The 19193-nt window shown below is 71.4% G+C and carries 16 protein-coding genes; 7 read left to right on the forward strand and 9 right to left on the reverse strand.

The window, feature by feature from the left end; genetic code table 11:
- Positions 1-6: 6 nt before the first annotated feature.
- The 5 genes from A5787_RS11240 to A5787_RS11260 all read right to left on the reverse strand — a co-directional run bounded on the left by A5787_RS11240 (position 7) and on the right by A5787_RS11260 (position 4340).
- Complete coding sequence (locus tag A5787_RS11240; protein WP_231993931.1) at positions 7-591, reverse strand: hypothetical protein; 585 nt, start codon at positions 589-591, stop codon at positions 7-9.
- 163 nt (positions 592-754) lie between these two features.
- The gene (locus A5787_RS11245) at positions 755-1039 is read right to left on the reverse strand and encodes a WXG100 family type VII secretion target (protein ID WP_066966048.1); all 285 of its coding nucleotides are present in this window, start codon (positions 1037-1039) and stop codon (positions 755-757) included.
- Between the two features lie 11 nt (positions 1040-1050).
- Positions 1051-1347, reverse strand: a complete 297-nt coding sequence (locus A5787_RS11250; protein ID WP_066966051.1) for a WXG100 family type VII secretion target — start codon at positions 1345-1347, stop codon at positions 1051-1053.
- A gap of 96 nt (positions 1348-1443) precedes the next feature.
- The gene (locus tag A5787_RS11255) at positions 1444-2550 is read right to left on the reverse strand and encodes a PPE family protein (protein WP_066966054.1); all 1107 of its coding nucleotides are present in this window, start codon (positions 2548-2550) and stop codon (positions 1444-1446) included.
- A gap of 8 nt (positions 2551-2558) precedes the next feature.
- Positions 2559-4340: a PPE family protein gene (locus tag A5787_RS11260; RefSeq protein ID WP_066966057.1), complete on the reverse strand. Its 1782-nt coding sequence runs from the start codon at positions 4338-4340 to the stop codon at positions 2559-2561.
- Positions 4341-4824: 484 nt separating this feature from the next.
- Between A5787_RS11260 and A5787_RS11265 the strand changes: the two genes are divergently transcribed.
- Both A5787_RS11265 and A5787_RS11270 read left to right on the forward strand, forming a co-directional pair.
- Positions 4825-8064 (forward strand): LuxR C-terminal-related transcriptional regulator, encoded by a 3240-nt coding sequence (locus A5787_RS11265; RefSeq protein ID WP_231993932.1) that lies wholly within the window; start codon positions 4825-4827, stop codon positions 8062-8064.
- A gap of 165 nt (positions 8065-8229) precedes the next feature.
- Entirely contained in the window at positions 8230-11001 is a 2772-nt protein-coding gene (locus A5787_RS11270; RefSeq protein WP_066966064.1) for a PE family protein, read from the forward strand.
- A 92-nt stretch (positions 11002-11093) separates the two neighbouring features.
- Here A5787_RS11270 and A5787_RS11275 read toward each other — a convergent pair whose 3' ends face one another.
- Complete coding sequence (locus A5787_RS11275; RefSeq protein WP_066966067.1) at positions 11094-11603, reverse strand: DoxX family protein; 510 nt, start codon at positions 11601-11603, stop codon at positions 11094-11096.
- 56 nt (positions 11604-11659) lie between these two features.
- On the opposite strand from A5787_RS11275, the gene A5787_RS11280 reads away from it, so the two are divergent.
- The 3 genes from A5787_RS11280 to A5787_RS11290 are packed head-to-tail and all read left to right on the forward strand — an operon-like array spanning position 11660 to position 14521.
- Positions 11660-12268 carry an NADPH-dependent F420 reductase gene (locus A5787_RS11280; RefSeq protein ID WP_255361719.1) on the forward strand — a complete coding sequence of 203 codons (609 nt, stop codon included), beginning with the start codon at positions 11660-11662 and terminating at the stop codon, positions 12266-12268.
- Between the two features lies 1 nt (position 12269).
- Positions 12270-13919, forward strand: a complete 1650-nt coding sequence (locus tag A5787_RS11285; RefSeq protein WP_369829107.1) for a pyruvate, phosphate dikinase — start codon at positions 12270-12272, stop codon at positions 13917-13919.
- The gene (locus tag A5787_RS11290; RefSeq protein WP_066966076.1) at positions 13916-14521 is read left to right on the forward strand and encodes a hypothetical protein; all 606 of its coding nucleotides are present in this window, start codon (positions 13916-13918) and stop codon (positions 14519-14521) included. The genes A5787_RS11285 and A5787_RS11290 overlap by 4 nt, the downstream gene beginning before the upstream one ends.
- A 3-nt stretch (positions 14522-14524) precedes the next feature.
- On the opposite strand, the gene A5787_RS11295 is transcribed toward A5787_RS11290, so the two are convergent.
- Both A5787_RS11295 and A5787_RS11300 read right to left on the reverse strand, forming a co-directional pair.
- On the reverse strand, positions 14525-15766 hold the full coding sequence (locus A5787_RS11295) for a WS/DGAT domain-containing protein (RefSeq protein WP_066966079.1): 1242 nt from the start codon (positions 15764-15766) through the stop codon (positions 14525-14527).
- 4 nt (positions 15767-15770) lie between these two features.
- Complete coding sequence (locus tag A5787_RS11300; RefSeq protein ID WP_066966082.1) at positions 15771-16676, reverse strand: alpha/beta fold hydrolase; 906 nt, start codon at positions 16674-16676, stop codon at positions 15771-15773.
- 174 nt (positions 16677-16850) lie between these two features.
- Here A5787_RS11300 and A5787_RS11305 point away from each other — a divergent pair, with 174 nt between their 5' ends.
- Positions 16851-17438: a TetR/AcrR family transcriptional regulator gene (locus tag A5787_RS11305; RefSeq protein ID WP_066966085.1), complete on the forward strand. Its 588-nt coding sequence runs from the start codon at positions 16851-16853 to the stop codon at positions 17436-17438.
- Here A5787_RS11305 and A5787_RS11310 read toward each other — a convergent pair.
- Entirely contained in the window at positions 17428-17910 is a 483-nt protein-coding gene (locus A5787_RS11310) for a VOC family protein (RefSeq protein ID WP_066966334.1), read from the reverse strand. The genes A5787_RS11305 and A5787_RS11310 overlap by 11 nt on opposite strands.
- A 376-nt stretch (positions 17911-18286) precedes the next feature.
- Between A5787_RS11310 and A5787_RS11315 the strand changes: the two genes are divergently transcribed.
- On the forward strand, positions 18287-19153 hold the full coding sequence (locus A5787_RS11315) for an alpha/beta fold hydrolase (protein WP_066966088.1): 867 nt from the start codon (positions 18287-18289) through the stop codon (positions 19151-19153).
- Positions 19154-19193 lie beyond the last annotated feature (40 nt).

A 19193-nucleotide genomic window follows, 5' to 3' on the forward strand; every position in this document is an offset into this window, starting at 1 on the left:
CGAGGATCACGGGAAGACGCTCGCCTGCCGCAACGCCGGGAACACGGTGCCGGACAGTTCGGCGATGACCGTGGCGGCGAGCGCCGACCGTCGCCGCGAGCCGTGTTCTTCCCCCCGGACGACCGCCCCGGTGAATCCGGTGGCGGCGACCGCGAAGAGCAGGTGCCCGGCAGTCATCACCGGCGCAGCCCACAACGCGACGAGGAGGCCGGATGTGATCGGGTGCCGAGCCGGCCACTGCAGCAGCTGAGTACCGAATCCGCGCCGCATATGGCGCTTTTCACGCCACATGAAGTACCTGATCCGTAGCTCGAACCAGTCGAGGTGCCGGATGCCGCCGGCTCCGGACACGACGATCGCCCAGCCCAGCCAGAACAAGACGTGCGGCCCCACCCGGGCCGCCGGTACTGGCACATCCCAGACCACCGCTGGCAGCGTCCGCCATTGCCAGTACAGCAGGAACAGGGCAAGGCTCCCGAACAGCGCGCCGGTGCCGCGTTCGATCGGCCGCGGCACGAAACGGTACCCAAACGCGAACAGCGCGAGCAGCATCAGGTCGATCACGATCGCTTTGTCGAGGGGTGCCCCCACCGCATGGTCGATACTTCGCGGAACCGCGACGCCTCCGGTGAAGCCGATCCCGTAGAGCAACGCCAAGCGAGACAACGCGTAACACGCGGCGCCATACCAGCGCACGAAAGTTGGCGACCCGCCGAGGAAAGGGTCGCCAACTTCCCTGCGCCGCAGCATCTGGTCAGGCCCAGCCGGAGCCCACCGCCGAATCGGTGCTCGCCATGTTGCTGCCCGCGGACTGCACCTTGGCGCCGTGCGCATTGGCCTGCTCGTAGATCGCCTGAAAGTTGCGGCCAAGCTGCGTGATGAACTCCTGGCAGGCCACCGATCCGGCGCCTCCCCAGAAATCCCCCGCCGCCAACACATTCCGCACGATGGCCTGGTGCTCGGCCTCGAGCGACGCCGCCTGGGCCCGGATCAACGCGCCATGCGCGTCGACGTCACCGAATTGATAATTGATCGTCATCGCGAAATCTCCTAACTGCCCAGAACCTGCTGCGAAGCCTGCTCTTGCTGCTCGTAGTTGTTGGCGTCGCGAACCAGCCCGTCGCGAACGCCGTGCAACATGCCCACGATGTTGCGAAACGCCTGATTCATGTGCCCCATCGTGTCGTAGGACATCGCCTGCGCCGCACCGCTCCAGCCCGCACCCGAAATGTTTTGCGACGACGCCCACATCCGGCGCGCCTCGTCCTCGACCGTCTGCGCGTGCACCTCAAACCGGCCCGCCATGGCCCGCATCGCGTCCGGGTCCGTCATGAACCGAGTAGTCATCACGGTCTCCTTTCAACAAGTGAATAGCTGTCTAATCACGCGCCGCCACAGGGCATTCGGCGGCCCCTCCGAAAAACCCGACCGCTCACCCCCGCCCTATCCGACCCCGACGCGCGGCACCACGGTCGGCCGCGACTGCATCACATGCGGACTGGCCCCGCCGCGGCCCAACATCCCGCCGGGCATTCCACCGCCCATCCCGCCGCCCATCGGCATCGGCATCATCGGCATACCGCCCGTGCCGGGCCCGACTCCCCCCGCGGCACCGGGCATTTCACCGCCCAGCCCTGACATGGCCGCACTGACCATGCGGGCCGGCGTCGAACCCTGCCACGTCGGTGGCACCGACATCGCGCCCACCAGCCGGGCCTGGCCCAAGCCCGCCGACACGGTCGGCCCCAGGCCCGCTCCTCCGCCGAACGGCTTCATGGCCGGGTCGGTGCTGCTCACAAACTTCGGGACGTCAGCACCGACCGTCGCGGCATTGGCCAGTCCCGCGGTGCCGGCGTTCGCGCCCTGCGCCAGCGACATGATCGGGGACATCAGCATGCTGACCGGGAGCGTCGCGACTTGCGCCAGCGACGACAGCGACTGCAGCGGCGTCCCGGAAACCAGCGACTGCACGAGGCCCGCCAGGGGCGAGGCGGCGTCTACGGCCTGGGATACCAAGCCCGCCAGGCTGATTGGCGGCGCCGCGAACGGCGTCAACGACGCCGCCACGGACATCGCGCCGGCGTGGTAGCCGACCATCGCGGCGACGTCCTGAGCCCACATCTCCACGTAGTGGAACTCGGTGACCGCGATCGCCGGCGTGTTCTGCCCTAGAAAGTTGGTCGCCACCAACGCCATCAGTTGCGTGCGATTGGCCGCGACGGCGGCCGGATGCACCGTCAAGGTCTGCGCCGCCTCGAACGCCGTCGCCGCCGCCTGCGCCTGCGCCGACGCCGCCTCGGCCTGTGCCGCCGACCCGGCCAGCCACGACACGTACGGCACCGCCGCGGCCGCCATCGCCTCCGACGCCGGGCCCGACCACGGACCGCCGATCAGAGCCGAGATCACCGAATGAAACGACGAGGCCGACGCCCGCAGGTCGGCGGCCAGCCCGTCCCAGGCGGTCGCCGCCGTGAACAACGGCCCGGCCCCGGCCCCGGCGTACATCCGCGCCGAGTTGATCTCCGGCGGCAGCAACGAAAAGTCTGACATCACAGTCCTTATTGGAAGAAGCCCGATTGCGCGTCGCGCTTGTTGAAGAAGCCCGAGTCGTCGTTGCCGGAGTTGCCGATGCCCGAGTTGAAGACGTTCGAGTTGCCGATGCCGATGTTGTCGAAGCCCGTGTTTCCGATGCCGGCCAGGAAGCTGCCCGCGTTGTTGATCCCGACATTGTTGCCGTTGCCCGAATTGCCGAAGCCCGACTCGAAGGCGAGGCCGGTGTTTTGGAAGCCGGAGGTGTCGCCGCCGGAGTTGAAGAAGCCCGACGAATCGAGGCCGGTGGTGCCGAAGCCGGAACTCTTGACGCCGACCGGGGTGACCGTGCTGCCGAAACCGGTGGTCAAGTTGCCGGAGTCAAAACCACCGGTGTTGCTGGCACCCGAGTTGCCCCAACCGGTGTTGAAGTTGCCCGTGTTGAAGTCCCCGGTGTTGAGGGAGCCCGCGTTGCCGCTGCCGGTGTTCTGGAAACCAGAGTTGCCCATTCCGAAGTTCTGCGAACCGCCGTTCAGCATCCCCATGTTGTTCGCACCGCCGTTGCCGACACCGAAGTTGCTGAAGCCGCTGTTCAACAAGCCGGTGTTGCCCTGCCCCGAATTCGTGAAGCCGGTGTTGAAGCTGCCCGAGTTTTCGAAACCGAAGCTGTGGTTGCCGGAGTTGAAGAGGCCGACGTTGCCGGTGCCGGAGTTGAAGAAGCCGATGTTGCCGGTGCCCGAGTTGCCGAAGCCGATGTTCCCGGTCCCCGAGTTCAGCCCGCCGAAGCCGATCTGGTTGTCGCCGGTGAGCCCGAAGCCGATGTCGTTGTTGCCCGTGTTGCCGAAGCCGAAGTTGTGGGTGCCGGTGTTCGCGATGCCGACGTTGTTGCTGCCGCGGTTCCCGATGCCCATGTTGGAGTCGCCGCGATTTCCGCTGCCGACGTTCCCGCTGCCCAGGTTTCCGTTGCCGACGTTGGTGTTGCCGAGGTTGCCGCTACCCATGTTCCCGACGCCGGCGTTCCCGAAGCCGGTGTTGTTGTTGCCCGCGTTTCCGGCGCCCAGGTTTTGGTTGCCGCGGTTGCCGCTACCGATGTTGCCGACGCCGTTGTTGCCGTTACCGACGTTGGTGTTGCCGATGTTGCCGCTGCCCACGTTCTGGCTGCCGTTGTTGCCGCTGCCCAAGTTTTGGTTGCCCTTGTTGCCGCCGCCCACGTTGCCGCTGCCGGCGTTGCCCGCACCCAGGTTGAAGTTCGCGAGGGCCGCCTGAACCTGACCCAGTGGCCCGGGCAGGGTTTGCAGCGCCTGCGCCATGGGCGTCAGCTGCGCGGCCACCGCCGACGCCCCGCCGTGATACCCCACCATCGCCGACACGTCGGCCGCCCACATCTGCTCGTACTGCGCCTCGGCCGCCGCGATCGCCGGGGCGTTGAACCCCAACAGGTTCGACCGCACCAACGACACGAACTGGCTGCGATTGACCGCCACCGCCCCCGGATGTACCGTCGCCGACACCGCCGCCTCAAACGCCGACGCCGCCGCCCGCGCGTGGCCCGCCGCGTCCTGCGCCTGCGCCGCCGCCGCCGACAACCACCCCAGATACGGCGCCGCAGCCCCCACCATCGCCGCCGACGCCGGGCCCTGCCAGGCCGCGCCCGCCAACCCCGACGTCACCGACCCGAAAGAGCTCGCGGCCGAACCCAACTCACCGGCCAACCCCTCCCAGGCCGCCGCCGCCTCCAACATCGGCCCCGGACCCGCACCTAGATACATCCGCGCCGAATTGATCTCCGGCGGCAACATCAAGAAATCCATCACAACCGTCCTTCGCCATCAGTCGTGGCCGCCGCGTTTGCCGCGCTCGGTGCCGAACGGACGTCCGCCAGATCCGCCGACGGCACCGCCGGCGCCTCCGGGTCCGTTATCAGGTACGACATCGCCGTCCTCCCGCTCCCAAGCCGTCCGGGCGATCGGTGAAAGCGCAGCGAATTGCGATTCCGGGCCCGACTTTTATTCCAAGCGAGTCAAATATGCGGGGTCCGACGTCGAACTAACGTCGGTCTAATCGCGTAGATAGTCAGCATGAGGGGTCGTAATTGCAGCCCGGCGCGGGGTCGTAGGACCGTCCGCGGCAAACCGGCAGCCGGTGTCCGCGGGCCGGCCGTGGCTCGCTCCGCCGCCTCGATGACCTCAATAGTTTTCGGTTGGTATTGGACCCTGGGTGGGTGGCATGAGCGAAACTGAGGTGCACGGGGGCATACGGTCATGGAACAGGAGTGACCCTGGTGTCAGGGAGTTCATGCCCACCGGAACGGTGACCCTGCTTGTCGCCGATTTCGATGGTTCCGAGCGACTATGGGAGTCCCAGCCGGAGCAAATGACGGCGGCGCTCGTGCTCCTGGAGCGCGCCGCCTCCGAGGTGGTCCCCGCCCACGACGGTGTGCTGGCAATCGAGCCGGGCGTGGGCGACAGCTTCATGGCCGCTTTCGCGCACGCGACCGACGCGGTGGCGTGTGCTGTGGAGTTGCAGCGCGCGCCGCTGGCGCCCATCCGGTTGCGCGTCGGCCTGCACACCGGAGAGGTCCAGTTGGACGACGCCGGCGATTACGTCGGCTCGACGCCCGAGCGGGCGGCTCTCCTCCGCGAGCTGGCGCATAGCGGGCAGATCCTGCTCTCGGGGATCACCCGCGACCTTGTCGTCGACCAATTACCGGCCGACGCCTGGCTGACCGATCTGGGCGCCCATCAGCTCGGTGACCTTCCCCGCCCCGAGCGGGTGGCGCAGCTCTGCCACTCCGACCTGGACGTCGAGTTCCCGCCGCTGCGCACCACCGGCAGCGTCGTCCCGCACGGCCTCCCGGTGCAGCTGACGCGGTTCGTGGGTCGCGTCACCCTCACCAACGACGTCGTCAAGGCCCTGTACGAAAACCGGCTGGTGACCCTGGCCGGCGCAGGCGGTGTCGGCAAGACGCGGTTGGCGGTGCAGGTCGCGGCGCAGGCGGCGGCCGAGTTCGACGGCAACGTGTGGTTCGTCGACCTGACGCCGGTCACCGACCCGGAGGTGGTGCCGGTCGCGGCGCTCCGCGCGCTCGGCCTCCCGGACCAGCCGGGCCGCTCGGCGACGGACACGCTGGTGCGGTTCCTCGGCGATCGTCGGGTATTGCTCGTTCTGGACAATTGCGAGCACCTGATCGACGAGTGCGCGGACCTGACGGCCGCGCTGCTGGAGGCGTGCCCGCAGTTGACGATCCTGGCCACCAGCCGCGAGCCGATCGGGGTGGCGGGTGAGGTGACCTGGCGGGTGCCGTCGCTATCGCTCGCCGACGAGGCGATCGAGCTCTTCGTCGACCGTGCGCGCCTGGCCCGGCCCGACTTCGGCATCGCCGTGGACGACACCGGCGCGGTGCGCGAGATCTGCGACCGCCTGGACGGCCTGCCCCTGGGGATCGAGCTGGCGGCGGCGCGAGTGCGGATGATGTCGCTGACCGAGATCCTCGACGGGCTGCGTAACCGGTTCCGGTTGGTCACCGGCGTCCGTCCCGGGACGCGGCGCAAACGGACGTTGGGTGAATCCGTCGACTGGTCCCACGAGCTGCTGAGCGAACCGGAGCGCATCCTCTTTCGCCGGCTGGCGGTTTTCCGGGCCGGCTTCGACCTCGAGGCCGCGCGGGTCATCGGCGATGGCGACCCCGCGCAGCAACTCCAGATCCTCGATCGGCTCGCCCAGCTGGTGGACAAGTCCCTCGTCGTTGCGGAAAACGCCGGCGATCGCACGCGCTTCCGGCTGCTCGACACGGTGCGTCACTACGCGATGGCCAAGCTGCAGGAATCCGGTGAAGCCGACGAGGTCCACGCGCGTCACCGCGACTATTACGCCGCGATGGCCGCCCTGCTGGACAGCGCCGCGGACACCGACCACCACCGCCGCATCGAACAGGTCGAGATCGAGATCGACAACCTGCGGGCGGCGTTCGCGTGGAGCCGCCAAACCGGTGACATCGAAAAAGCGCTGGAGCTGACGTCGTCGCTGCAACCGCTGTGGCAGACGCGGGGCCGCATCCAAGAGGGGCTGGCCTGGTTCGACGCCACCCTCACCGAGCACGACGCGCGGCACTCCGACATCTCGGCGGTGGTGCGCGGGCGCGCCCTCGCCGACAAGGCGGTCCTCGACGCGTCGCGCAGCATCGGCGACAACCTCGAGCAGGCGCAGCAAGCCGTGGCGATCGCCCGCGAGATCGACGACGCCGCGCTACTGGCGCGCGCGCTCACCGCCTGCGGCGCGATCGCTTCCTACAGCGCCGCCGCGGCCCGCCCGTACCTGGCCGAGGCGATCGGCATCGCACGCGCGCTCGATGACCAGTGGCGGCTGACGCAGATCCTGACCTGGCAGGCCAACGGCGCGTTCTACGCGGGTGACCCGATCGCCGCGGAAGAGACCTCCCAAGAGGGATGCGAGATCGCCGACGCGATCGGCGACCGGTTCCACGCGCGCTCGTGCCGCTGGACCCTCGGCTTGGCGCACATGATGAAGGGCGATCTGGCCGAGGCCGTGGAGCAATTCGAGGCGGTGACCGCCGACGCGGACGCGGCGCACGACGTCTTGTTCAGGTGGGGCGCCCGACTGAGCCTCAGCCTCGCACTCTCTTTCCAGGGCGATACCAGCGCGGCCGCCGCCACCGCCCGCGCATCGCTGGATGCGGCCGGCGATCTCTGGCCCTACAACGAGGGATTCAGCTACGCGGTCCTGGTCACCGCGGCGGCGGCCGCCGGCGATCTGACGACGGCGACCGAAGCGAGCGAAGCTGCCCAGCAACGCCTGAGCGCGCAGGGCGAGCTCGGCGCGGCGATCGTCAACCCGATGGCCGACGTGGCCCTGGCGCGCGGCGATCTCGTCGAGGCCCGGCGCTGGGCCGACCAACAGGTCGCGGCGTCGGCGGGCTGGCACCTGGCCCGGGCGCTCACCACGCGGACGCGCATCTCGATCGCCAAAGGCGAACCCGACCAGGCGGAGCGCGACGCGCACAAGGCGCTCGGCTGCGCCGCGGAGTGCCAGGCGCACCTGGCCGTCCCCGACATCCTGGAGTGCCTCGGGCGGCTGGCCGCGGACGGCCAGAGCCATCGCGACGCCGCGCGGCTGTTCGGCGCGGCCGACCAGATTCGCGGGCTAATCGGCGCGGTGCGGTACCGCATCCACGACGCGGACCACGAGCGGTCGGTCGCCGCGCTCCGCGACGCCATGGGCGAGCAGGACTTCGACAGCGCCTGGGCGGAGGGAGCCGGGCTGTCCCTCCACGAGGCCATCGCCTACGCGCGCCGCGGCCGCGGGGAGCGCAAGCGCCCGACGAGCGGCTGGGCCTCCCTCACCCCGACCGAGCGCGACGTCGCGCGGCTGGTGGCCGAGGGGCTGGCCAACAACGAGATCGCCGCCCGGCTGTTCATCTCCCGGCGCACGGTGCAGACCCATCTCACGCATGTGTACGCGAAGCTGGGCATCAACTCCCGCGTGCAGCTCGCCCAGGAAGTCGCCGGCCGCAGCTAAGCGCCGCCGGCGCGCGAATCTACGACCCCCGGGCGTGCGCTATTACGAGCTTTGACCGACGTTCCGTCGGCGCATCCCCCGCATCCTGAATTCGATTCCAGACGAGCGTCCGGATGGGCACGACGCGCATCCGCCCCACGCTCGATGACGACCGGGAGGACAACGATGTCGTTGGTAATAGTGGCCCCCGAGCTGGTGGCGGCGGCGGCGGCGGATGTGGAGAGCATCGGATCGGCGCTCAGCGTCGCGCATGCGGCCGCGGCGGCCCCGACCACCGGGATTCTGGCCGCCGGCGCCGACGAGGTGTCCGCCGTGCTGGCGTCGCTGTTCTCCGGGCACGCCCAGGCCTACCAGGCGCTGAGCTCCGAGGCCGCGTCGTTCCACCAACAGTTCGTTCAGACCATGAGCGCCAGTGGGGCGATGTTTGCCGGCGCGGAGGCGGCCAACGTGTCCCCGCTGCAGAGCCTGCTCGACGCCATCAACGCCCCGGTCCAGGCGGCGACCGGGCGCCCGCTGATTGGCAACGGCGTCAACGGCGCCCCCGGGACGGGGCAGAACGGGACGAACGGCGGCTGGTTGATCGGCAACGGCGGCGCGGGCGGGTCGGGCACCGGCGGCGGCAACAACGGCGGCAACGGGGGCAACGGCGGGAACGCCGGGCTGATCGGCAACGGCGGGACCGGCGGGGCCGGCGGAACCCCCTTGGCCCTGGCCGGCACCGGCGGCAACGGCGGCCACGGCGGGTCCGCGGGATTGTTCGGCTCGGGTGGCGTCGGCGGGGCCGGCGGTAGCTCGGACGCGGGAACCGGCGGGAACGGCGGGGGCGGCGGCAACGCCGGCATGCTCTCCGGCGCGGCCGGGACGGGCGGCGTCGGCGGGCGCAGCGACAGCATCACCCGTCCCGGCGGGGACGGGGGCGCCGGCGGCAACGGCGGCCTGTTCTCCAGCGGGGGCGCCGGCGGGCTCGGCGGAACCAGCGTGAGCGGGACCGGCGGCACCGGCGGGGCCGGCGGAACCGGCGGGATGTTCGGCGCCGGCGGCAGCGGCGGAGGCGGCGGAGCCACAAATGGCGGCACCGGCGGGTTGGGTGGAGCCGGCGGGTCCGGCGGCATCTTCGGGGCCGGCGGAGACGGCGGGACCGGCGGGCACGGCTCAACCTTCGGCGGGGCCGGCGGAGCCGGCGGCAACGCCGGCATGCTCAGCCTCGGGGCGGGTGGCGCCGGCGGCGCCGGCGGCGAAAGCATCACCCCGGTGGTCGGCATCGGCGGGGCCGGTGGCGCCGGCGGCAACGGCGGGCTGCTCTTCGGCGACGGCGGCGCAGGCGGCAACGGCGGCTTCGGCCCCCAGACCGGCGGGCGCGGCGGCGCGGGCGGCGCCGCCGGCATGCTCACCGGCTCCGGGGGTGCCGGCGGCGCCGGCGGAGACGGCCTGACCTCTCAGGGCGGGGCCGGGGGCGCCGGGGGCAGGTCGGGCCTCATCGGCGACGGCGGCAACGGCGGTAACGGCGGCACCAGCCAGGGCGCAACCAGCAGCACCGGCGGTGCGGGCGGAGCCGGCGGCAACAGCATGCTGATCGGCGACGGCGGCAACGGCGGCAACGGCGGCCTCGGCGCGACGCGGGGCACGACCGGCGCTGGCGGCATCGGCGGACAGCTGCTGGGCCTGGACGGCTCCAACGCCCCCGTCAGCGCCAACCCGCTGCACACCCTGCAGCAGCAGGCGCTCAACGCGATCAACGCACCCGTCCAGGCAGCCACCGGGCACGCGCTGATCGGCAACGGCGCCAACGGGGCTCCCGGCACCGGGGCCGCCGGCGGGCCCGGCGGGCTGCTGTTCGGCAACGGCGGGACCGGCGGCTCCGGGGCGGCCGGCGCCACCGGCGGCCACGGCGGGGCCGGCGGCGGACTGTTCGGCTCCGGCGGTGCAGGCGGCACTGGCGGCGCGTCGGCGACCGGCAACGGCGGCGCCGGTGGGGCCGGCGGCGACGGCGCGCTGTTTGGCTCCGGCGGAACCGGCGGAGCCGGCGGCAGGGCACCGGCCGGCGCCAACGGCGGCGCGGGCGGGGCCGGCGGCAACGCGGGCCTGTTCGCCGGCGCGGCCGGGGACGGCGGCGCGGGCTCCGTGGCCTTCACACCCGGCACAGCCGTCACCGGCACGGGCGGGGCCGGCGGCGCCGGCGGCACCGGAGGTCTGTTCGCCCGCGGCGGAGTCGGCGGCGACGGCGGCTTCGGCCTCACCAGCGGGGCCGGCGGGGCGGGCGGCGCCGGCGGCATGTTGTCCGGAGACGGCGGGGGCGGCGGCGCCGGCGGATTCAGCAACCTCAACGGCAGCAGCGGCAACGGCGGCGCCGGTGGTAACGGCGGACTGTTCGGCGGCGGCGGTGCCGGCGGCTCCGGCGGAGCCGGCCAAACCGCCGCCGGTGCCGGCGGGCGCGGCGGCAACGCGGGCGTGCGGAGCATGGGCGCCACCGGCGGGGCCGGCGGCACCGGCGGGAGCAGCGACGGCACCGCCGGGGCTGGCGGCAGCGGCGGCAACGGCGGCACGTTGTTCGGCGACGGCGGGTTCGGCGGCGCGGGCGGCGCCGGCGATTCCAGGGGTGGGGCCGGCGGCGCCGGCGGCAACGCCGGCATGCTCACCGGCTCCGGCGGCGCCGGCGGCGGAGGAGGACTTGCGGGCGCCAGCCCGCTGACCCCCGGCGGCGCAGGCGGGGCCGGCGGCAAGAGCGGGGTGATCGGCAACGGCGGCGACGGCGGCGCCGGCGGGTCCGGTTCCGGCGGCGCGGGCGGCACCGGCGGCAATGGCGGCAGCGCCGTCGCGATCGGCGACGGCGGCAACGGCGGCAACGGCGGCAACCCGGGCAACCCGACCGGGACACCGGGCACCGGCGGCACCGCCGGGGTGCTGCTCGGCCAGAACGGGAACAACGGGAAGCCCTAGCCCAGCTGGGCGCCTCGGATGCTGCGCGACTGTAACGCCACTGCGAAAAATCGGGCCGATTTTCGCAGTGGCGTTACGCTCGCGGCCGGCGCTCAGCCCGCCTGTTTGACCGGCGGCCGGTAGAAGATCAGCAACTGCCCGACGGCGCCGGCAAGACCGAGTCCCGCCGAGATCAGCAGGCCGGGCCAGCCGTCGTACCAGTTCTTGCCGAAGATCACCCAGTCCAGGCTCAACCGCCCGGCGCCCAGCGTGGCCACCACGATGGCGCTGACGGCCAGCACCAGGTTGTACTCCCAGCCCTCCTTGACGATGAAGAAGCCGTTGGCGCGGTGCACGGTCCAGGCCGCGACCAGCATCAGCGAGACGAAGCCCGCGGCCGGGATCGGCGTCAAAAGCCCGGCCGCCAGGCCCAGCCCGGCGGCCATCTCCGTGGTCGCGGCCACGGTGGCGTGGAACTTGCCGGGTTTCATGCCGATGCTCTCGAACCAGCGCGCGGTGCCCGGTATGCGGCCGCCGCCGAAGAACTTGTTGAAGCCATGCGCGGCGAGCGTCAGTCCCAGCACCAGCCGCAGGATCAGTAACCCGACGTCATACACATTCATAGGTGCAAACCTAGCGGGTAGCCCTCGCGACCCGGAAAGGAGCGCGCGACATCAAGATCGCGATCATCGGCGCCGGCAACGTCGGCAACGCGTTGGGCACCGCGTGGCGCAACCGGGGCCACCGGGTCATGTTCGGCGTCCGCAACCCCGACGACCCCAAATACGCGTCGCTCGACGCCGTCGAGACCAACGAATTCGCGACGGCCGCGGCCGATGTCGTGGTGCTGTGCACGCCGTGGCGGGGCACGCGGGCGGCGGTGCAGGGGTGCGGTGACCTGTCGGGCAAGGTCCTCATCGATTGCACCAATCCGCTGACCCCCGACGTGGCCGGGCTCGAGGTCGGGTTCGTCACCTCCGGGGCCGAAGAAGTGGCGAAGTGGGCGCCCGGCGCCCGCGTCTGCAAGGCCATGAACCAGATCGGCGCCGCGATGATGGACGGGCCGCAGTTGCCGGGCGAACCCGTCATGTTCATCTGCGGCGACGACGACGAGGCCAAGTCGGTGACCGCCGGCCTGGTCGCCGAGCTTGGTTTCGAGACGGTCGACGTCGGCGACCTGACGCTGGCACGGCTGCTCGAGCCCTACGGGCTGCTCTGGATTCACCTGGCGCTGCGCCGCGGGTTCGGCACGAGCTTCGGTTTCGGGCTGCTGCGCGGGCGGTCCTGACATACTCGTCGGGGCCTGCCGGGAAGGCCCCGACAGGTCGGGCCGCACGACGAGGGGGTGCACCACGACCCGCATCAATCCCGTGGTCGAGCTGAACGGCGGCGCGCGGCACCCGCGCGGGCTGCTGGGCAACAAGGGCCACGGCATCGACGCGATGCGCCGGCAGAACCTGCCGGTGCCCCCGGCGTTCTGCATCACCACCGAGGTGGGCCTCGACTACCTCGCCGACCCCGCGGCGACGATCGACGCGATCTGGGACGACGTGCTCGACCGGATGCGCTGGCTGGAGACGGAAACCGCACGGACGTTCGGCGAGGGCCCGCGGCCGCTATTGGTCAGCGTGCGTTCGGGAGCCACCCACTCGATGCCCGGCATGATGGACACCATCCTGGACGTGGGCATCAACGACGCCGTCGAGCAGGCGCTCACCTCCGAAGGCGGCCCGCAGTTCGCCCGCGACACCCGACGGCGATTCACGGCGATGTATGAGCGGGTCGTCGGGCAATCCGCACCCGCCGACCCCTACGCGCAGCTGCGCGCCGGCATCCAGGCGGTGTTCGCCTCGTGGGATTCGCCCCGCGCGGTCGCCTACCGCGCCCATTACGGCCTCGACGGCGGGGGCGGCACCGCCGTCGTCGTGCAGGCGATGGTGTTCGGCAACCGCGGCCCCGATTCCGGTGCCGGGGTGTTCTTTTCGCGCAACCCCATCACGGGCGCCGACGAGCCCTTCGGCGAATGGCTGCCCGGCGGCCAGGGTGACGACGTCGTTTCGGGACTGGTCGACGTCGCGCCGATCTCCGCCCTGCGCGACGAGCAACCGGCCGTCTACGACCAGCTGACGCACGCCGCCCGCGGCCTGGAGCGGCTCGCGTCGGACATCCAGGAGATCGAGTTCACCGTCGATGGCGGCACGTTGTGGCTGCTGCAGACGCGGGCGGCCGAGCTCTCGGCGCAGGCCGCGGTGCGGCTGGTCCTGCAACTGCGCGGCGAGGGGCTGATCGACGATGCCGAGGCGCTGCGCCGGGTGACCCCGGTGCACGTAGCGGCTTTGTTGCGTCCCGCCTTGCAGCCCGAAACGCGTTTGGCCGCACCCCTTTTGGCGAAGGGCCTGCCCGCCTGCCCCGGCGTGGCATCGGGTAGGGCGTACGTCGACGTCGACGAGGCGCTGGACGCCGCCGACCGGGGCGAGCGCGTCATCCTGGTGCGCGACCACACCAGGCCAGAGGACGTCCTGGGGATGCTGTCCGCCCAGGGCATCGTCACCGAGGTCGGCGGCGCCGCCAGCCACGCGGCGGTGGTCAGCCGCGAACTTGGTCGGGTGGCCGTGGTGGGCTGCGGTCGCGGCGCCGCCGCAGCGCTGGCCGGCAAGCAGATCACCGTCGACGGCTACGAAGGCGAAGTGCGCGAAGGCAATCTGAGCCCGTCGGCCTGGTCGGAGAGCGACACGCCGGAGCTGCGCGAGCTGGCCGGCATCGCACGGGGCATCAGCCCGCTGCGCGCCCATGCCACCGGCGACCACCCGAGGCTGGATGACACCTCCGATGCCGCGGTGCGCGCGGCCCTGGAGGCCGGCCATACCGACGTGCTCTCCGCAAACCCGCTGACCGTCATGCTGACCGCGATCCGGTTGACGGCCGAGGTCGCCGGATGACCGAACTGGCGGTGCTGCAGGCGGTCCGACTGAAGGGCCGGGTGCGTCCCGCCGAGCTGGCCGCGACCCTGGGCCGGGATCTTGGCGGCCTCGCCGACCCCGTCGAGCGGCTCACCGCGGCAGGGCTGCTGGTCGACGACGCGACCCTGCGGATCAGCCCCAGCGGTCGCGCCCGGCTAGAGACGTTGCTCGCCGAGGAGCGCCGGGGAATCGACGCGGCCGCGATCGCCGCCGCCTACCGCGACTTTCGGCCGGTGAACGCCGATTTCAAGTCGCTGGTCACGGATTGGCAAGTCAAGGGTGCCGCGCCCAACGCCCACGATGACGCGGAGTACGACACCGCGGTGCTGGCCCGCCTCGACGAGGTGCACGCGCGGGTGGTGCCGATCATCGAGGCGGCCGCGGCCCAGTTGCCGCGGTTGGGCGCCTACGCGACGAAACTGGTTGCCGCGCTGGACAAAGTCAAAGCCGGCGATACCGCCTGGCTGAGCCGGCCGCTCATCGACTCCTACCACACCGTGTGGTTCGAGCTGCACGAGGAGTTGATCGGCGCCGTCGGGCTGACCCGCGCGGAGGCGGCGAGATCCGGTGACGCGCAATAACTTTCACAGCGCCGCGTCGAGCAGCTCGAGATATGCGTCGATGTCGGGGATGGCCGACTCGGCGGCGTGCACGCTGATCGCTATGGTGTCGCCGATGCCGTGCACCCCATGAGTCAACCCCATCACCGGCGACAGGGCCGGGTATCCGGCCGTCAGCACGACCCGGGCGCCGCCGAAGCTCAGATCGGCGGCCCCGCGGTTGACGCTGGACACCACGGTGTTGCCGGCCACCTGCGTGGGCCGGACGAAGGGGTCGAACTGCTCGACGCCCCAACGCAGTAGCGCCGCGGGCACCGCCGCGAAAGCCCGGTCGGAGGCGCGGGTCGCCGGGTGCTCGAAGCGGCGCCGCCCGTTCGCCAAGTCGGCTGCGATCCGTTCCACGCGCGCGGCGGGGTCGAGCTTCGGGTACAGCCCGACGACCACGTTCCCGAAGTGGTTATGCGCCCGCGGCGCACCGGGTTTGGCCATCGGAACCTCGGCGCCCAGCGTGTCGGACCCCTCGCCGAGCAGTCTCGACAGCGCCGTGGACACCGCCGTCAGCACCGCGACGGTGACCGTCGGGCCGCGCAGTTGCGAACGGCGCCGCACCAGCGTGCGCACCGACCGGGTGCGGCCGGGACGGGCATTGGTGGGTTGCAGCGGCCGCGACCCGGCCCCCGGCGCCAGCAGCCCGGCGCGGGTGTCGCGGACCAGCCGGCGATGGGCGCGCGCCGCCTCGACGGCCCGCCAGGGCAAGAACCCCGCCGTCGGCGCCGCCACCTCGGGCACCGGGGCCGCCCGCCCGAACAGCCACGCCGCCATCGCCGCGGCGCGGGCGCCGTCGGCCAGCGGGTGCGCGACCTGCATGACCGCGACGCTGCCCGGCCCGGAAACGCCCGGGATGCCGAACACCGGAGTGAACACGTGCAGCCGCGACGGCATCGCCCGGACGTCCAACTGGTGGTCGGCTAGGGCGACGACGGCCGCCAGGCACTCCCGCCAACCGGGGTCAGCCAGGTCGTGGCCGACCACCCACGCGGGCCCGAGGGCGGCCGGCACCCACTGCGGATAGGCCAGCCGTCCGCGGTCGGCGACCCGCATCGCCAGGGCCGGGCAAGCGCGCGCCCGCGCCCACACCCGCTCGACGGCGCCCGCGCAATCGGCGGGTTCGCCGTCGAACGCGTAGAGCAGGAACTCGTCGCCGGGGATTTTGGCCGACACCCAGTAGAACTGCGCATCGACCGCGGCCATCCGCTGCGCCGCCATGGCGTCAGCCGGGCGAGCCGATGAACGTCAGCACCAGGTTGGCGACCTTGTCCGGCTGTTCGAGCTGCAGGAAATGCCCGGCGTGTTCGACGATGGCGACCTCGCTACCCGCGGGCAGCGCCTTTTCCGTCCAGCGGGTGAAAGCCGATGTCATGCAACCGTCGTCGCGGCCGTGCAGATAGAGGCACGGCAGCAGCGGCTCTTGAGTCCACAGCCGGTTCAGGTCGGCATACTCCGCCGGCGGCCGGGGGTGGCGGATGGTGGCCCGGTACGTTCCCAGCGCCGCCCGCCAGCTCTCCGATGTGCCGATGGCCGCGTCAACGTGGCGCAGGTCCTCGTCGGCCCGATAGCCCGGCGACCATCGCCGCCACAGCAGCGGCAGCACCCAGGACGCGGAACGCTCTGGCAGCCAAGGCAATTGGAAGTACAGGATGTACCAGCTGCGCACCAGCTGCGGCGGCAGGTGGCCAAGCAGCCGCAGCCGGTCGGCCGCGCTGCCGCGCCGGCGAAATCCCGCGGAGACGGGCACCGACATGATCACGGCCTTGGCGAACGGGCTGTCGGGCATCGCGGCCAGGCCGGTCGCGGCGATCGCGCCCCAGTCGTGGCCGATCACGACGTCGCGCTCGGTGCCGCCCGCGGCCGCGCGCACCCGCAGGGCGTCGTCCATCAGCGCGCCGACGTGAAAGTCGCCGTCGGCCGGGAGCGACGACGGCGCGTAGCCGCGCATGAACGGCGCGACGACCCGCCACCCCGACTCCACGAGTCGCGGGGCGAGCTTGCGCCATCCGTAGGCGGTGTCCGGGAAGCCGTGCAGGCACAGCGCGATCGGCGCATCCGGCGGCCCCCACGTCAGGGCCTTCAGATCCCCTGCCGGGCCGGGCACGTCGAGCCAGCCCGGTTCACCCATCGGGGGCTCGCTCGGTGTCTTCAGCCATGTCCACTCCCTCATCGGCGCGCGTCCGCACCGACCAACCTAACGCCTGTTCACTCGATGCGCACCGACCCTGGTGGAAAATTGCCCAGTTCCTCAGGGCGCCAACCACTTTCGAAGCTGGTGTGGTCTACTGATAGCGTCTGGGGTATGGCGACCCCAACGCAGGCCCGTCGGTGGGCCAAGACCGGCGCCACCCAGCAGCGGATCCTCTACGCGGCCACCGAGGTCTTCGCGACCAGGGGCTTCACCGCGGCGACAATGGCCGACGTGGTGGCCGGTTCGGGCGCCAGCGTCGGCAGCATCTACCACCACTTCGGCGGCAAGAACGAGCTGTTCCTGGCGATCTTCGAACAGATGGCCACCGCCGTCGACCGCCGCATCGAGGAGGCGATGCGCCAGGCCGGCGAGGCGGCCGACCCGCGGCGCATCTTCGAACTGCACGTCCGCGCCTACCTCGAGGCGATGTGGGAAAACCGGCACCTGGCGCGCGTGCTGACGTCCGGGGACACGCCTCCGGGGTTCGAGGTCGCCCGTCGCGATCGTATGCAGGCGGCCTTCCGCCGCTGGATGGCGGTGCTGGAGCTGGACAAGTCGGTGCGCGGACAACTCCTGAGCCGCATCCTGGTGGCGACCATGGCCGAGTCGTCGCTGATGGTCGCCGGCTGCGAGGACCCCGACGAGGTGCCGGCCATCACCGACGCCACCATCGAGTGGATCGGCCAGCTTACCGAGTGAACTCGCCCGCTGCGGCCCGCTCCAGGTCGGCAATGACGATCTTGCGCATGCCGTACATCGCCTGCGTGGCCGCCGCCGCGCGGGCGCGGTCCGGGTCGCCGATCAACTCGTACAGCCGATCCGGGATGATCTGCCAGCTCAGGCCGAAGCGGTCTTTGCACCAGCCACACTGCGATTCCTCGCCGCCGTCGGTCAGCCGCTCCCAGTAGTAGTCGACCTCGTCCTGGTCCTTGCAGTGGACGGTGAAGGACACCGCCTCACTGTGCGGGAACTGCGGCCCGCCGTTGATGCCGATGAACCGGGTGCCGTCCAGCACGAAACTGCCCGACAGGACCGTTCCCGGCTCCCCCGGGCCGGCCTCGGTGGTCCGGTTGAGGCCCTCGATCCGCGAGTTGGGGAACACCGACGTGTAAAACTCCGCCGCCTCCTCGAGGTCGTGGTCGAACCACAGCGAGGGCGTGATCGGGGGCATGGACAACTCCTTGTGCATTCGTTGATGGGCGGTCTCAGTGATAGACCGCGGCGCCGGCGAGAACTCATCGCGGCGAAGACGACCGCAATGCCTGGCGACGGATCCCCAGGCATAAACCGTTGCGACACATCTCGGCGTGTCGTCGCTGACGTTTATGTGTCGCGCTAAGCCGGGAGTCGTCAGACCACCCGGTCGCGTGAATCTGCCACGCTGCACCAGCTGTTCGATGGCGTGGACGCCAAGACCAGGGACCGCATCCTGTTCGGCAGCTTCGCCGAGCTTTTTCCCCGGCGCACCGCTACCACCGGGGGCCCACGTCGGCGGTGAATAGATTGCCTAGGTAACGTCGAAGGGCGATCTACGAAAGAGGACACCCGTGAGCGCCGTGAGCAGCACCAATGAGACGGTCGAGTTTTCCGGCCACAACGGGATCACCCTCGTCGCCGACGAGTGGAACCGCGGCTCGGCCGCTGCGGCCGACCGGCCCACAATCCTGATGTTGCATGGCGGCGGCCAGAACAGGTTCTCCTGGAAGAACACCGGCCAGATCCTGGCCGACGACGGGTTTCACGTGGTGGCGCTGGACTCCCGGGGGCACGGCGACAGCGACCGCTCGCCCGACGCCGACTACGACGTCGAGACGCTGACCGCCGACGTCATGCACATCTTGGACGCCATCGGCCGGCCCGTGGCGATCATCGGCGCCAGCATGGGCGGGTTGACCGGCATCCTCGCCGCCGACCGCGCCGGTCCCGACCGGGTGACGCAACTGGTGCTCGTCGACGTGGTGCCCCGCTTCGAGAAAGGCGGGAGCGCCCGCATCCGCGATTTCATGTTCAGCGGCCTCGACGGGTTCGAAACGCTGGAGCAGGCCGCCGACGCCGTCGCGGCCTACCTGCCCTACCGCAAACGGCCGCGCAGCCCCGAGGGGCTGAAAAAGAACCTGCGGCTGCGCGACGGGCGCTGGTATTGGCATTGGGATCCGGCGTTCATGACCAAGCCGGGCGACGACCCGGAGCTGCGCACCGAAAAGTTCGAACACGCTGCGACCGGCCTGACGATCCCGGTCCTGCTGATTCGCGGCAAGCTGTCCGACGTCGTCAGCCCCGAGGGCGTCGAGCATTTCCTGACGCAGGTGCCGCGCGCCGAGTTCGTCGAGCTGTCCAACGCCGGGCACACCGCGGCCGGCGACGACAACGACGCGTTCAGCGAGGCCGTCGTGGCCTTCGTCGAACGAGGCTGACCCGATGGCGGCGACCCGCTTCGCCCGGCTTCGCCGCGCT

Origin of the sequence: Mycobacterium sp. 852002-50816_SCH5313054-b, assembly GCF_001667185.1 — a bacterium.
GTDB lineage: Bacteria > Actinomycetota > Actinomycetes > Mycobacteriales > Mycobacteriaceae > Mycobacterium.